The following is a 16,097-nucleotide window of genomic DNA, read 5'->3' on the forward strand; positions in this document are numbered from 1 at the left end:
TTTTGATCTTAATTATCTAAAAGAAGAAAGGAATTTTAACCATAAAGATTATGACTGGCATATCAGAGGCAAGAACCAGATTACTGATGCGTATTTCACTACGCATACTAGCTTGAATAATTAGAAAGGGGAGGGTGATTACCAGCGTGGTAAGGGACAAGAAGCATTGCTCGTTAATAAACTTTGCAATGTCTCTCCATCAGGGAAAATTAATTCCGGCGCAATCTCAAACAGCGGCCACAGCATAAATCCACGATTTTTCATATCGTAGTGCGGAACGGTCAGGCGCTCGGTGTTAATCACCTGATTGCCAAACAACATAATGTCTAAATCGAGCGTGCGCGGCCCCCAGCGTTCGGCTTTACGGACGCGACCTTGCTGCAATTCAATACGCTGTGTGTGATTGAGTAACTCTTCGGGCGCGAGTGCGGTTTCCAGCGCCACGGCGGCGTTGAGGTAATCAGGTTGATCCTGCGGCCCCAGCGGTGGGGTGCGGTAAAACGAAGAAACGGCAAGAATGCAGCTTTCAGGGATATCACCGATTGCTTTCACGGCAGCATTGACCTGCTCCAGTGGAGAGGCCAGATTGCTGCCTATGGCAATATACGCCACTGTCATACGGTGCCCTCACGACGCGGCGCGCGTTTGCGTGGGCGACGAGTACGACGACGCGTTGACGGTTCCTCGTCCAGTTCGTTAAGCATCCCTTTTTGATCTGGTGGCGCGGAAACCTGGAACTCACCCCACCATTTCACCAGACGTTGCAGTTCAGCGTTACGCTCAACTTCAGCTCGCAAGGCCAACAGGTCGTAAGCCGCACGGAACTTAGGATGCTCCAGCAGCTTCCACGCACGTTTACCCTGACGACGAGACATACGCAACTGTAGCTGCCAGATGTCGCGCGTTAAGGTAGTAAGACGTTTCGGGATCGCCAGTGAACGGCAGGCTTCGTCCAGCACATCGTTCATCGCCAGTGCGAAAGCGTCGTGATAGGTCAGGCCACTCTCCTGAGCGATCTTCTGTGCCGTCTCCAGCAGCGGATACCAGAACATGGCGGCAAACAAGAACGCCGGGTTCACACGCATATCGTTATGGATACGCGTGTCGGTATTCTTCAGTACCTGCTCAATAATGCGCTCCATCGGACTGTCGCCATTTTCCGTGAAGTAACGGGTAATGGTCGGGAACAGCGGCTGGAACAGATGATATTCACACAGCAGTTTATAGGTTTCGTAACCGTATCCCGCTTGTAGCAGTTTAAGAGACTCTTCAAACAGGCGTGCCGGAGGAATATCGTTCAATAAGGTAGCGAGGCGGGGGATCGGTTCTGCGGTTTCTGGGCTGATGCGCATCCCCAGTTTTGCAGCAAAACGTACCGCGCGCAGCATCCGTACCGGATCTTCACGGTAGCGCGTTTCCGGATTACCAATCAGACGGATAACGCCGTCTTTCAGATCCTTCATGCCGCCAACGTAATCGCGAACAGTAAAATCCGCGACGCTGTAATACAGGCTGTTGATAGTGAAATCGCGGCGCTGGGCGTCTTCTTCGATGGAACCGAAAATGTTGTCGCGTAGCAACATGCCGTTTTGCCCGCGTTGGGAGGTTGTGCGGTCGCTGACGTTACCTTCGTGGTGTCCACGGAAGGTTGCGACTTCGATAATCTCCGGGCCAAACATCACATGAGCAAGACGGAAACGGCGACCCACCAGGCGGCAGTTACGGAATAGTTTACGCACCTGCTCAGGCGTAGCGTTGGTGGTCACGTCAAAATCTTTCGGCTTTTTGCCAAGTAACAGGTCGCGCACGCCGCCGCCAACCAGCCAGGCTTCGTATCCCGCTTTATTGAGCCTGTACATTACCTTCAGGGCATTTTCACTGATATCTTTGCGGGAGATAGCATGTTGCTCACGCGGGATCACCGTTACCTGGGGACGGGCGGCAGCCTGTTCAGCTTCGCTTTCCTCGCGGCTTAGCACCTTGCGGCAAAAATTAGCGACTCGGGTAAAAATAGTACACCTCGGTAGTGTCAAACATCATTCAGGACAAAAAAATAGCGGCTAATCATAGCTCAGCATGACGCATTTGAGAATGTTGAATTTACAATTGCCGACTCAGGCACGGCGGTCAGCGTCCAGTTTTTGACGGCAGACTGAAGGATTTGCTCGACGCTGAAATCCTGCCAGTGTGTTTCTGTCTGCTGACCCAAAAATTGAAGCGCGGCGATTAACACCGGGCGCGGATCGCCTTTCGGTAACGCAGGCGCATGATTCTGCTTGGAAAGTTTAGCGCCTTGTGCGTTAAGTGCCAGCGGCAAATGAATGTAATCTGGCACTTGCCAGTCAAAAAGCTGGTACAGCGAGATTTGTCGCACCGTCGGTTCGATCAAATCTGCGCCACGGACAATTTCGCTCACGCCCTGGAAGTGATCGTCAACCACCACCGCCAGGTTATAGGCGAACAAACCATCACGGCGATGAATAATAAAATCTTCCCGCGCCAGTTTTTCGTCGGCGTGAATAATACCGCGCAACTGATCGGTAAACTGGGTGACCGGATGCTGCTGGCGGATGCGTACTGCGGCGTTTTCTGAACCATGATGTAATTCACGGCAATGACCGTCGTAAATACCGCCAATGCTGTGAATACGCGCACGCGTACAGGTGCAGTAATAACTTAGCCCTTGCTCACGTAACCAGGCGAGTGCTTCGCGATAGGCGTCATGACGTTGCGATTGCCAGAGAACATCGCCGTCCCAGTGCAGACCGTAATGTTCCAGCTGGCGCAGGATTGTCTCTGCGGCACCGGGAACTTCACGAGGCGGGTCGATATCTTCAATGCGTACCAGCCAGCGACCTTGCCGGGCGCGTGCCTGTAGATAGCTACCAAGCGCGGCAATCAGAGAGCCAAAATGAAGCTCGCCGGAAGGAGAGGGGGCGAAGCGACCAATATAGTGTGTGTCTGTCATCTCGTTGAACAAAAAATAAGGCGGGAGCATTTCCCGCCTGTGGTAAACGTGATGGAACGGCTGTAATTAGCCAGCCATCTGTTTTTCGCGAATTTCAGCCAGCGTTTTGCAGTCGATGCACAGATCGGCTGTCGGGCGCGCTTCCAGACGACGAATACCAATTTCAACACCGCAGGATTCGCAGTAGCCGAAATCTTCGTCTTCCACTTTTTTCAGCGTCTTCTCGATCTTTTTGATCAGCTTACGCTCGCGATCGCGGTTACGCAGTTCGAGGCTGAACTCTTCTTCCTGGGCTGCACGGTCTACCGGATCCGGGAAGTTGGCTGCTTCATCCTGCATATGTGTAACGGTGCGATCGACTTCATCCCTGAGTTGATTACGCCATGCTTCCAGAATACGACGGAAGTGCGCCAGCTGGGCTTCATTCATATACTCTTCGCCCGGCTTCTCCTGATATGGTTCCACCCCAGCGATGGCGAGAATACTCAGGGACGATGTTTTACGGTTTTGCCCTTCTTGCATGTTGCTTCTCCTTAACACGCACTATCGATCCCCATGTTCGGGGGAAAAATGAGGCCGCTATAAATAGCAGATGCTTTTCCGGATAGCAATTATCTAAACGTAACACTTGACAACTGTGTGAGGAAAAGCGTATTTGCGCACGCGACCAGAATGTAAATTAACCAGTTACTTACTTTACTACAATGTAACCGGCAGTGATTTTTTAAGAGCCATGCCTTCAGCAGAAAGTTCCGCTTTATAAGCCAGAATTTCCACCCCCTTTTGTTGAGCCTCTGACAATAGTTGCGCGTATTTCTCATCGATGTGGCGCGCGGGTGAAAACCGTGTAATGGCTGAATGCAGCACGGCAAAAAAAATCACTGCACGCTGACCTTCAGCTGCTACGCTCATCAACTCCCGAAGATGTTTCTGACCTCGTTCAGTGACTGCATCGGGAAAGTATCCCTGTTCATTTTCCGCTAACGTAACCGATTTCACTTCAATATAGCAGTCAGGTCGAAACCTCGCCTGTAACATGAAGTCAATACGACTGCGCTCGGCGCCGTATTTTACTTCGCTTTTCAGCGAGCTATAGCCTGACAGTTCCGAAATATCCCCATTGAGGATAGCCTCTTTCGTCAATCTGTTTGCCCAAAGTGTATTGACGCAAATAAATGCACCGCTTTGGCTTTGGGTCAATTCCCAGGTGTGCGGATATTTCCGTTTTGTGCTGTCGGAAGTGGAATACCAGACGGTATCGCCAGGCGTTGCACAACCGGTCATCGCACCAGTATTAGGGCAGTGTAGCGTTAATTCGCGACCATCGGGTGTGATCACATCAGCTAAAAAGCGTTTATAACGCTGAACCAGCGTGGCGCGTTGTAGAGGGGGTGAAAATTTCATTGTGACAACCCTTGTTATTGCGTCAGTGTCCAGCGTTTTAGCGGCGTGTAGCGTGTGCGCCCACGGGCAAACGAGGAGGCGTAAAGAGTGAACTCCGTCACCGTATATGACCAGTTAAAACCTGGCGGCGGGATTGTCACCGCCTCGCTGGCGTCGCGCAATAAGGTGATATGCGGATGAAACGGTCGATTGCTTTGAAAACAACCACTGCGGGCGGCCTGCGAACGGAGCATATTTGCTAACTGGATTAAGCCGCGCGGTGGCTGACGCATCCCTAACCACACCACGCGCGAACGCAGCCACTGACCGGCGTCATCAAGCGTCAGAGTGAATCCCGGTTGACGAATCCGTCCGGCTAAAAGAGAAAGCGCCTTCTCTTTCTCTGCGCTCACTTCGCCTAAAAACGCCAGCGTCAGATGCAAATTTTCGGCGGCAACCGGACGCCCGGCTTCAGGCGGAAATTGTGCGGCGCGCCAGTGGATAATCTGCTCGCGAATTTCTGCGGGTAAGTCGATGGCAAAGAACAGCCGTTGCGGTTCAGACATGTGAGGTACTCGGTTATGAATTACCGCGATGCTACAATGTGGCGCGAAGAATGTTAACCCTCAGGAGCGTTTTGTGTCGTCGTTGCCCGTTGCTGCCGTCTTACCTGAATTACTTGCTGCTCTCGATACCGCACCGCAGGTGTTATTAAGCGCGCCGACCGGAGCCGGGAAATCGACCTGGTTGCCGCTGCAACTGCTGGCGCATCCAGGCATTAACGGAAAAATTATCCTGCTGGAGCCACGGCGTCTGGCGGCACGTAACGTTGCGCAACGACTGGCGGAGCTGCTTAACGAAAAGCCTGGTGACACGGTTGGCTACCGGATGCGTGCGCAAAACTGCGTGGGGCCGAATACCCGACTGGAAGTGGTTACGGAAGGCGTGCTGACGCGCATGATCCAACGCGACCCAGAGCTGAGCGGCGTCGGTATGGTGATCCTCGATGAATTTCACGAGCGTAGCTTGCAGGCGGATTTGGCGCTGGCACTATTGCTGGACGTGCAACAAGGGCTGCGCGATGACTTAAAACTGCTCATTATGTCGGCCACGCTGGATAACGATCGTTTGCAACAAATGCTGCCGCAAGCGCCGGTTATTGTTTCCGAAGGACGTTCGTATCCAGTAGAACGTCGCTATTTGCCGTTGTCCACACATCAACGCTTTGACGAGGCTGTCGCGGTTGCTACCGCCGAATTGCTGCGTCAGGAAAGCGGATCATTACTCTTATTTTTACCCGGCGTCGGAGAAATTCAGCGCGTTCAGGAACAACTGTCTTCGCGCATCGGCAGTGATGTGTTGCTCTGCCCGCTGTATGGCGCGTTGTCGCTGAACGATCAGCGAAAAGCGATCCTTCCGGCACCGCAAGGAATGCGTAAAGTGGTGCTGGCAACCAATATCGCTGAAACCAGTTTAACCATCGAAGGTATTCGCCTGGTGGTGGATTGTGCCCAGGAGCGTGTAGCGCGCTTTGATCCGCGCACGGGGCTTACGCGATTGATTACTCAACGCGTTAGTCAGGCATCAATGACGCAACGCGCCGGGCGTGCCGGGCGTCTGGAACCGGGTATTTGTCTGCATTTAATCGCCAAAGAACAAGCAGAACGCGCTGCCGCGCAAAGTGAACCGGAGATCTTACAAAGCGATCTCTCCGGTTTGCTGATGGAATTACTGCAATGGGGATGCAGCGATCCGGCGCAGATGAGTTGGCTTGATCAACCGCCAGCGGTGAATCTACAGGCCGCGAAACGCCTGTTAGGGATGCTGGGGGCACTGGACGGCGAACGGCTTAGTGCGCAAGGGCAAAAAATGGCGACACTGGGTAACGATCCACGTTTAGCGGCAATGCTGGTGAGCGCGAAGAGCGACGACGAAGCCGCAACCGCCGCAAAAATTGCTGCCATTCTCGAAGAGCCGCCACGGATGGGGAATAGCGATCTGGGTGTGGCGTTTTCGCGTAATCAACCGGCCTGGCAGCAACGCAGTCAACAGCTATTAAAACGCTTAAATGTGCGTGGCGGCGAGGCAGACAGTTCGCTTATCGCGCCGTTACTTGCTGAGGCGTTTGCCGATCGCATTGCTCGTCGTCGTGGGCAAGAAGGGCGCTATCAGCTGGCGAACGGCATGGGAGCGATGCTGGACACCGATGATGCCTTAAGCCGCCATGAATGGCTGGTCGCACCGTTATTATTGCAGGGCAGCGCCTCGCCGGATGCGCGAATTTTACTGGCGCTACCGGTCGATATCGATGAGTTAATACAGCGTTGTCCGCAGCTATTACGGCAGTCTGATACCGTTGAATGGGACGATGTGCAAGGCACACTAAAAGCCTGGCGTCGGTTGCAGATTGGTCAGCTCACAGTAAAAGTACAGCCGCTGGCGAAACCGTCGGAAGATGAATTACATCATGCAATGCTCAACGGTATTCGCGATAAAGGTCTCAGTGTACTTAACTGGACACCGGAAGCGGAACAGCTACGTTTGCGTTTGCTGTGTGCTGCGAAGTGGCTACCGGAATATGACTGGCCAGCGGTTGATGAGGCAAATTTGCTGGCGACGCTGGAAGCGTGGTTGTTGCCACATATGAGCGGTGTACATTCACTGCGTGGCCTGAAATCACTCGATATTTACCAGGCGCTGCGCGGGTTACTTGATTGGGGAATGCAGCAACGGCTGGATAGTGAACTTCCTGCGCATTACACTGTGCCGACGGGAAGCCGGATCGCCATTCGTTATCATGAAGATAACCCGCCCGCGCTGGCGGTGAGAATGCAGGAGATGTTTGGCGAGGCCACCAATCCGACGATCGCCCAGGGGCGCGTGCCGCTGGTGCTGGAGTTGCTTTCACCCGCCCAAAGGCCGCTGCAAATCACGCGTGATTTAAGCGCCTTCTGGCAGGGGGCGTATCGCGAAGTGCAAAAAGAGATGAAAGGGCGTTATCCCAAACATGTCTGGCCGGACGACCCCGCCAACACCGCGCCGACGCGCCGGACGAAAAAGTATTCGTAAAACGGGTATGGGCAGTCCCCTCGCCCCTATGGGGAGAGGGATAGGGTGAGGGGTAATGTGCGCGCTGATGCCCTCACCCCGGCCCTCTCCCACAGGGAGAGGGAGAAAAGCAATTTTGAGAGATATCTTCTTCTGTCTTGCAACGGAAGAACAGAAAATCGGGCTTTTGCGCCTGAATATTGCGGAGAAAAAGTATGGCCGGGAATGACCGCGAGCCAATTGGACGCAAAGGGAAACCGACGCGTCCTGTCAAACAAAAGGTAAGCCGTCGTCGTTACGAAGATGACGATGATTATGATGACTATGAGGATGAAGAACCGATGCCGCGCAAAGGTAAGGGCAAAGGGCGTAAGCCTCGTGGTAAACGCGGCTGGCTCTGGCTGCTACTGAAACTGGGCATCGTATTTGCGGTGTTAATCGCCGTTTACGGGGTTTATCTCGATCAAAAAATTCGCAGCCGTATTGATGGCAAGGTCTGGCAATTGCCAGCGGCAGTTTATGGTCGGATGGTAAACCTTGAGCCAGACATGACTATCAGCAAGAACGAGATGGTGAAACTGTTAGAGGCGACCCAATATCGTCAGGTGTCGAAGATGACCCGTCCTGGCGAATTTACCGTGCAGGCTAACAGCATTGAGATGATCCGCCGTCCGTTTGATTTCCCGGATAGTAAAGAAGGGCAGGTGCGTGCGCGCCTGACCTTTGATGGCGATCATCTGGCGACCATCGTCAATATGGAGAACAACCGTCAGTTCGGCTTCTTCCGTCTTGATCCGCGCCTGATCACCATGATCTCCTCGCCAAACGGTGAGCAGCGTCTGTTTGTGCCGCGCAGTGGATTCCCGGATCTGCTGGTGGATACCTTGCTGGCGACGGAAGACCGTCATTTCTATGAGCATGATGGGATCAGCCTCTACTCAATTGGGCGTGCGGTGCTGGCAAACCTGACCGCCGGTCGCACGGTGCAGGGGGCGAGTACGCTGACGCAACAGTTGGTGAAAAACTTGTTCCTTTCCAGTGAGCGTTCTTACTGGCGTAAAGCGAACGAAGCTTATATGGCGCTGATCATGGATGCGCGTTACAGCAAAGACCGCATTCTTGAGCTGTATATGAACGAGGTGTATCTCGGTCAGAGCGGTGACAACGAAATCCGTGGTTTCCCGCTGGCGAGCCTGTACTACTTTGGTCGTCCGGTGGAAGAGTTGAGCCTTGACCAGCAGGCGCTGTTAGTCGGTATGGTGAAAGGCGCGTCAATTTACAACCCGTGGCGTAACCCAAAACTGGCACTGGAGCGACGTAATCTGGTGCTGCGATTGCTGCAACAACAGCAGATTATTGATCAAGAACTCTACGACATGTTGAGCGCGCGTCCGCTGGGCGTTCAGCCGCGCGGTGGGGTAATCTCTCCACAGCCTGCTTTTATGCAACTGGTACGTCAGGAGCTGCAGGCGAAACTGGGCGATAAAGTGAAAGATCTCTCCGGCGTGAAGATCTTCACTACCTTTGACTCGGTGGCTCAGGACGCGGCAGAAAAAGCTGCCGTGGAAGGTATTCCGGCACTGAAGAAACAGCGTAAGTTGAGCGATCTGGAAACGGCTATTGTGGTTGTTGACCGCTTTAGCGGTGAGGTTCGTGCCATGGTCGGTGGTTCGGAACCGCAGTTTGCGGGTTATAACCGTGCGATGCAGGCGCGTCGTTCGATTGGTTCACTGGCAAAACCAGCGACTTATCTGACGGCCTTAAGCCAGCCGAAAATCTATCGTCTGAACACGTGGATTGCCGACGCCCCCATCGCGCTGCGTCAGCCGAACGGTCAGGTCTGGTCACCGCAGAACGATGATCGTCGCTATAGCGAAAGCGGCAGAGTGATGCTGGTGGATGCGTTGACCCGTTCTATGAACGTGCCAACGGTAAATCTGGGGATGGCGCTGGGGCTGCCTGCGGTTACGGACACCTGGATTAAGCTGGGCGTGCCGAAAGATCAGCTGAATCCGGTTCCGGCTATGTTACTGGGGGCGTTGAACTTAACGCCAATCGAAGTGGCGCAGGCATTCCAGACTATCGCCAGCGGAGGTAACCGCGCACCGCTTTCTGCACTGCGTTCAGTGATTGCTGAAGATGGTAAAGTGCTCTATCAGAGTTTCCCGCAGGCGGAACGCGCTGTTCCGGCGCAGGCGGCGTATCTGACATTGTGGACCATGCAGCAGGTTGTACAACGCGGTACGGGTCGTCAGCTTGGGGCGAAATATCCAAATCTGCATCTGGCAGGGAAAACAGGGACTACCAACAACAACGTTGATACCTGGTTTGCGGGCATTGACGGCAGCACGGTGACCATCACCTGGGTTGGCCGCGATAACAACCAGCCAACTAAACTGTATGGCGCCAGTGGGGCGATGTCGATTTACCAGCGTTATCTGGCGAACCAGACGCCAACGCCGCTGAATCTTGTACCGCCGGAAGATATTGTGGATATGGGCGTGGACTACGACGGTAACTTTGTTTGCAGCGGTGGTATGAGAACCTTGCCAGTATGGACCAGCGATCCTGATTCGTTGTGCCAGCAAAGCGAGATTCAACAGCAGCCGTCGGGCAATCCGTTTGATCAGTCTTCTCAGCCGCAGCAACCTGCGCAACAGGAGCAGAAAGACAGCGACGGCGTAGCAGGCTGGATCAAGGACATGTTTGGCAGTAATTAACGTTCTCAGGCAGTAATGCGTTGATACTAATGGCAGGTTCTCTGTTGATACAGGGAACCTGCTAAATTTAGTGGGATGCAAATATCAGAAGAAATTGACCTGTTTAATATTCAACGCAATGAATTTAAATATTTTTTGCGTGAAACATTCTTCCTTTGATGCCAACAGACATCCTCTCAGAATAGTCGATGAAAGCGTATCGACACAGCCTTTGCCGGACTTAATGAGAAAGCGAATCAAAAAGGTAAATAGTGAATGACTATAGCAGTGCACGCTAATGAGGTATCTCTCAACGTTGTTATTGGTATTAATGAGGGGGGCAAAAGATGATGCGCTCTGGTCAGCAAGTATCACATCCTGAGAATCACTATCAGGCATTATTGCAGGAAATTATGGCATTAAGTGGCCTGGATCCGAAAGGCGTGGCGCAGTATCTCGGCACTTCTTACATTTCAGTTGCTCGCTGGATTCGCGGGGATATTGAACCCAGTGCCGATACGATAAAAGAATTGCATGAGCTACTTGCGAAGCTCAATGCGGGTCTGGCGATCGATCTTGCGAATCTGAATACGACACGAACATTCGCCTCTCGTGGGATACGTAAAAAAACGACAGCCGACAAATATGAAGGCACGATTGTGCTGCGCGATGAGCCGGGGCTGCCTCTGCTCTCCCGACTTAAAAAAGGAGAACTTTGGGGCAATGGTGAATACCTGTTGGCTGAAATTCTTTCATCGCATTCTGAAGCTGCGCAGACCGTGAAAGAGGCTGTGGCGGAGGGCGTTTCAGCAGGAAAGAATACGTATACTTATGACGCGCATACATATCACACCAAAGTTCCGCCTCAAGGGATTGCCCAGGTGCTGCAAAAATATTTGCCCGAAGGCGGACTGGTGCTTGATCCCTTTGCGGGAAGCGGTATGACAGGGGTCGCGGCACTGACGACCGGTCATGATGTCATTCTCAATGAACTGTCACCTGCAGCCAGTTTTATCGCTAATCGATTTACATCGCAATGCGATCCCGCTGCGCTCGCGGCGGCGGTAAAAGTAGTTACTGAGAGTCTGGAGGATCTGCGTAAAACCCTTTACACAACGCAATGCCGTACCTGTGGAAAAGAGGCAGAGTTGCTCTTTACTGTCTGGTCATACAAAGTCATTTGCAGCGAGTGTAGTAAGGAGTTTGTGCTTTGGGACGAATGCCGTAGCTACGGTAACACTGTGCGCGAACATAAATTTTTGCGCGAGTTCCCGTGCCCTTATTGTCATCATCAGGTCAAAAAATCGCGCCTTGCCCGAACGACGCCAGTGCCGGTTCTCGTGGGGTATAAATGCTGCGGTAAAGCTCAGTCCGAGGTGCCGCCTGTGGAGGCCGATCTCAAGCTCATTGCCGCAATTGACGCAGGCAAATATCTTGCTGAGGGGTTCATCCCGGATTTCGATCTACCAGATGGAGTGAATCTGGCACAGCCCAAGCGTCATGGCCTGACTAACATAAAGCATTTTTATACTGCCAGAAATCTGGCGGCGATGAGCCAGTTGTGGAAAGCGATTCATCGCGTTGAAGATACCAATATTGCCGCATTTCTCGGCTTTGTTTTCACTTCGCTCTATCAGCGTGTGACCCGGCTTTCTGAGTACCGTTTTTGGGGCGGCAGCGGTAATACGGCAAATTTTAATGTCCCGTATATTTTCAATGAAGCGAATATCTTTTTGACCTTCGAACGCAAGGCCAGATCAATTATTGATCACCTTGAAACCACGGCTAAAGCCTACGTTGGTCGTTGTCAGGTTAAAACGGGTTCTGCGACCGATCTTTCGTTTCTGCCGGATAATAGTGTTGATCTGATTTTCACCGATCCGCCGTTTGGAGCCAACATTAACTATAGCGAAATGAATATGTTGTGGGAGTCCTGGTTAATGTCCTATACGGATGCCACGGATGAAGCCATAGTTAATCGCGTACAAAAAAAGGATGCCAACAGATATCAGGAATTAATGACGCAGAGTCTGGCTGAAAGTTATCGTGTGCTAAGACCAGGACACTGGATGGTGTTGGTATTTATGAACTCTTCGGAGGACATCTGGAATCGTCTGCGTAATGCAGTGCTGGATGCTGGTTTTACCATTGAAAGGATCGATATTTTCGACAAGCAGCATGGTACGTTTAAGCAATTTGTTAGCGATAACACCGCAGGTGCTGATCTCATGCTGCATTGTCGTAAAGTTGAAAATGGCAACAAGCAGGAAGTGTCAACGGCGGAGGCGAAAACCATTTCAGTTAAGGAATTCCTGAGCCAGCGAAATGGTACGATCCCCGTGCTTCCTTATCTGCACGTTAAACGTGAGGCTGATATTGATTATCGCACTCTCTACAGCGAATATCTGGCTGAAAGTCTTTTACTGCATGGGAAAATGTTGGACTTCGCGACCTTCAGGTCTCAGGCAATTGCTCTTTTGGAAGGTAATAAGGATCCGTTGTAATGGCATACTTACAAGCATTTACTGATACTGAAAAGGTATTTGCTAAACGGTGGTTGGCAACTCAGGTTGCCGCCATGATGGGCAGAAAGCTGGAGGAAGGTGACTGGAGTCGCGTTTACTGCCTGGCAAAAAATATTCCTGATGGTGGCTGGAGCAATTTACATATTGATGTCAATTATCAGGGATTGGGGCTGGAGATGAAACTCTTGCGCATAGCAGGCCTGCGTGACAGACCGATCAAGTCAGTCTGCGGCACTACGCTTATGCACCCGGCTGCAACGCGTTCGATCCGTATTGATGATACCACTCGTGATGCTAACGACGTGATGCATGACGTCTTCCAGCAATACGCAGAGCTTATAGAACGTCGAACGCAAACGGTAAGAGATGCCGCACCTCATAAGACCCCTGATATGCGTACAGGCTGGCTACTATGGGAGGATAGTCTGACGGAATTCCTCTATTTTGAAGAGCGGATGATCCCGCCAAATCCGGAGCAGTACACAGCGGTATGGAATGTTACTCCAGCTAAAGGGGCACGTAAGGCCAGCAAAAGTTTGTGGATATATGACCGGGATACAAAGCAGAAACGCTATTCCGTGACGACCAGTGCGGGTATCAAGATCCAGCCATATTTTGACGTGCCGCTGCCGTCAGACGAGAACCTTTGTTATTTTCGCGTGCAGAGTGAACCGGTGAATGAAGAGATCGTCCGCATGTGGGTTTCTGCCTCCACCGCTCAGGCACTAAAAAGCCGTCTGGGTTCGCTCGACACTGCCACCATGAATGAAGCAATTTTCCGTGCCATTGAACAGAGTGAGAACAACACTCAGGCGCCGGAAGTTGATGAAGGACTGGCGGTTTCTATAGATATCAGTAAACAAGCGCACGTTCAGCTTGCGGAAGCCTGGGAGACCGTGAGCGATGAGCATCGCGCGCAGCTTCTTCTGAAAGCGTTATCCTGACGCGGCTTGTATAGACTGGGGAATAAATCACTACGCCTTGTGGAATGAATGAACACAGGGCGTAGATAAGTCAATATCAGTAACATCCCGCCTAAACAATTAACCCTTTCTTTTCATCTGATTGTTTATTGACCCTTCAGGGGCGCGCATATTGCGTACCGCTTGCGAACCCGTCAGCCTTTCGAATATTATCTTATCTTTATAATAATCATTCTCGTTTACGTTATCATTCACTTTACATCAGAGATATACCAATGGCGCGTTACAAAACTGCTCAGCCAAAACACTCGCTGCGTAAAATCGCAGTTGTAGTAGCCACAGCGGTTAGCGGCATGTCTGTTTATGCACAGGCAGCGGTTGAACCGAAAGAAGACACTATCACCGTTACCGCTGCACCTGCGCCGCAAGAAAGCGCATGGGGGCCGGCTGCAACTATTGCGGCGCGACAGTCCGCTACCGGCACCAAAACAGATACGCCGATTCAAAAAGTGCCACAGTCTATTTCTGTTGTGACCGCCGAAGAGATGGCGCTGCATCAGCCTAAGTCAGTAAAAGAGGCGCTCAGCTACACGCCAGGTGTCTCTGTTGGTACGCGTGGCGCATCCAACACCTATGACCACCTGATCATTCGCGGTTTTGCGGCAGAAGGCCAAAGCCAGAATAACTATCTGAATGGCCTGAAGTTGCAGGGCAACTTCTATAACGATGCGGTCATTGACCCGTATATGCTGGAACGCGCTGAAATTATGCGTGGCCCGGTTTCCGTGCTTTACGGTAAAAGCAGTCCTGGCGGCCTGTTGAACATGGTCAGCAAGCGCCCGACTACCGAACCGCTGAAAGAAGTTCAGTTTAAAGCCGGTACTGACAGCCTGTTCCAGACTGGTTTTGACTTTAGCGATGCGCTGGATGATGACGGCGTTTACTCTTATCGTCTGACCGGTCTTGCGCGTTCTGCCAATGCTCAGCAGAAAGGGTCAGAAGAGCAGCGTTATGCTATTGCACCGGCGTTCACCTGGCGTCCGGACGATAAAACCAATTTCACCTTCCTTTCTTACTTCCAGAACGAGCCGGAAACCGGTTATTACGGCTGGTTGCCGAAAGAGGGAACCGTTGAGCCGCTGCCGAATGGTAAGCGTCTGCCGACGGACTTTAACGAAGGGGCGAAGAACAACACCTATTCTCGTAATGAGAAGATGGTGGGCTACAGCTTCGACCACGAATTTAACGATACCTTTACTGTGCGTCAGAACCTGCGCTTTGCGGAAAACAAAACCTCGCAAAACAGCGTTTATGGTTACGGTGTCTGCTCCGATCCGGCGAATGCTTACAGCCAACAATGTGCGGCATTAGCGCCAGCGGACAAAGGCCATTATCTGGCGCGTAAATATGTCGTTGATGATGAGAAGCTGCAAAACTTCTCTGTTGATACCCAGCTGCAGAGCAAATTTGCCACTGGCGATATTGACCACACCCTGCTGACGGGTGTTGATTTCATGCGTATGCGTAACGACATCAACGCCTGGTTTGGTTACGACGACTCCGTACCGCTGCTCGATCTGTACAATCCGGTGAATACCGATTTCGATTTCAATGCGAAAGATCCGGCAAACTCCGGCCCTTACCGCATTCTGAATAAGCAGAAGCAAACGGGTATTTACGTTCAGGATCAGGCGCAGTGGGATAAAGTTCTGGTCACCCTGGGCGGTCGTTATGACTGGGCGGATCAAGAATCTCTTAACCGCGTTGCCGGGACGACCGATAAACGTGATGACAAACAGTTTACCTGGCGTGGTGGTGTTAACTACCTGTTTGATAATGGCGTAACACCTTACTTCAGTTATAGCGAATCGTTTGAACCTTCTTCCCAGGTCGGAAAGGATGGTAATATTTTCGCACCATCTAAAGGTAAGCAGTACGAAGTCGGCGTGAAATATGTACCGGAAGATCGCCCAATTGTGGTGACAGGTGCACTGTATAATCTCACCAAAACCAATAACCTGATGGCGGACCCTGAGGGTTCCTTCTTCTCGGTTGAAGGTGGCGAGATCCGCGCACGTGGCGTAGAAATCGAAGCAAAAGCGGCATTGTCGGCGAGTGTTAACGTGGTGGGTTCTTATACCTACACCGATGCGGAATACACCACCGATACTACCTACAAAGGCAATACGCCTGCGCAGGTGCCAAAACACATGGCTTCTCTGTGGGCTGACTACACCTTCTTTGACGGCCCACTTTCAGGTCTGACACTGGGCACCGGTGGTCGTTATACAGGCTCCAGCTATGGTGATCCGGCTAACTCCTTTAAAGTGGGAAGTTATACGGTCGTGGATGCGTTAGTGCGTTATGATCTGGCGCGAGTCGGTATGGCTGGCTCCAACGTGGCGCTGCATGTTAACAACCTGTTCGATCGTGAATACGTCGCCAGCTGCTTTAACACTTATGGCTGCTTCTGGGGCGCAGAACGTCAGGTCGTTGCAACCGCAACCTTCCGTTTCTAATTTCTCTTTTGGGGCACGGATTTCCGTGCCCG

The 16,097-nt window shown here is 52.0% G+C and carries 11 protein-coding genes; 5 read left to right on the plus strand and 6 right to left on the minus strand.

What is annotated here, in order from left to right; genetic code table 11:
* Window positions 1-138 precede the first annotated feature (138 nt).
* From folK to thpR, 6 genes are all read right to left on the minus strand, one after another.
* A complete protein-coding gene (folK, locus tag RGV86_RS16700) occupies window positions 139-618 on the minus strand; it encodes a 2-amino-4-hydroxy-6-hydroxymethyldihydropteridine diphosphokinase (protein ID WP_000215154.1) in 480 nt (159 codons plus the stop codon).
* Window positions 615-2,012, minus strand: a complete 1,398-nt coding sequence (gene pcnB, locus RGV86_RS16705; protein ID WP_212741838.1) for a polynucleotide adenylyltransferase PcnB — start codon at window positions 2,010-2,012, stop codon at window positions 615-617. The genes folK and pcnB overlap by 4 nt, the downstream gene beginning before the upstream one ends.
* Window positions 2,013-2,071: 59 nt before the next feature.
* Complete coding sequence (gluQRS, locus tag RGV86_RS16710; RefSeq protein WP_171000946.1) at window positions 2,072-2,968, minus strand: tRNA glutamyl-Q(34) synthetase GluQRS; 897 nt, start codon at window positions 2,966-2,968, stop codon at window positions 2,072-2,074.
* A gap of 66 nt (window positions 2,969-3,034) precedes the next feature.
* A complete protein-coding gene (gene dksA, locus RGV86_RS16715; RefSeq protein ID WP_001155227.1) occupies window positions 3,035-3,490 on the minus strand; it encodes an RNA polymerase-binding protein DksA in 456 nt (151 codons plus the stop codon).
* A gap of 177 nt (window positions 3,491-3,667) precedes the next feature.
* Window positions 3,668-4,372 carry a DNA/RNA nuclease SfsA gene (gene sfsA / locus RGV86_RS16720; protein WP_085460337.1) on the minus strand — a complete coding sequence of 235 codons (705 nt, stop codon included), beginning with the start codon at window positions 4,370-4,372 and terminating at the stop codon, window positions 3,668-3,670.
* Between the two features lie 14 nt (window positions 4,373-4,386).
* Window positions 4,387-4,917 carry an RNA 2',3'-cyclic phosphodiesterase gene (gene thpR, locus RGV86_RS16725; RefSeq protein ID WP_001294672.1) on the minus strand — a complete coding sequence of 177 codons (531 nt, stop codon included), beginning with the start codon at window positions 4,915-4,917 and terminating at the stop codon, window positions 4,387-4,389.
* Window positions 4,918-4,990: 73 nt separating this feature from the next.
* On the opposite strand from thpR, the gene hrpB reads away from it, so the two are divergent.
* From hrpB to fhuA, 5 genes are all read left to right on the plus strand, one after another.
* The gene (hrpB, locus tag RGV86_RS16730) at window positions 4,991-7,420 is read left to right on the plus strand and encodes an ATP-dependent helicase HrpB (RefSeq protein ID WP_085460338.1); all 2,430 of its coding nucleotides are present in this window, start codon (window positions 4,991-4,993) and stop codon (window positions 7,418-7,420) included.
* Window positions 7,421-7,614: 194 nt separating this feature from the next.
* Window positions 7,615-10,119: a bifunctional glycosyl transferase/transpeptidase gene (mrcB, locus tag RGV86_RS16735; protein ID WP_000918200.1), complete on the plus strand. Its 2,505-nt coding sequence runs from the start codon at window positions 7,615-7,617 to the stop codon at window positions 10,117-10,119.
* A 422-nt stretch (window positions 10,120-10,541) separates the two neighbouring features.
* Window positions 10,542-12,602, plus strand: coding sequence for a DNA methyltransferase (locus tag RGV86_RS16740; protein WP_286135315.1), 2,061 nt, complete (start codon window positions 10,542-10,544; stop codon window positions 12,600-12,602).
* Complete coding sequence (locus RGV86_RS16745; protein WP_000323819.1) at window positions 12,602-13,567, plus strand: hypothetical protein; 966 nt, start codon at window positions 12,602-12,604, stop codon at window positions 13,565-13,567. Before RGV86_RS16740 ends, RGV86_RS16745 begins: the two co-directional genes overlap by 1 nt.
* A gap of 254 nt (window positions 13,568-13,821) precedes the next feature.
* Window positions 13,822-16,065, plus strand: a complete 2,244-nt coding sequence (fhuA, locus tag RGV86_RS16750; protein ID WP_000135208.1) for a ferrichrome porin FhuA — start codon at window positions 13,822-13,824, stop codon at window positions 16,063-16,065.
* Window positions 16,066-16,097 lie beyond the last annotated feature (32 nt).

This window comes from Escherichia ruysiae (assembly GCF_031323975.1).
Taxonomy (GTDB): Bacteria; Pseudomonadota; Gammaproteobacteria; order Enterobacterales; family Enterobacteriaceae; genus Escherichia; species Escherichia ruysiae.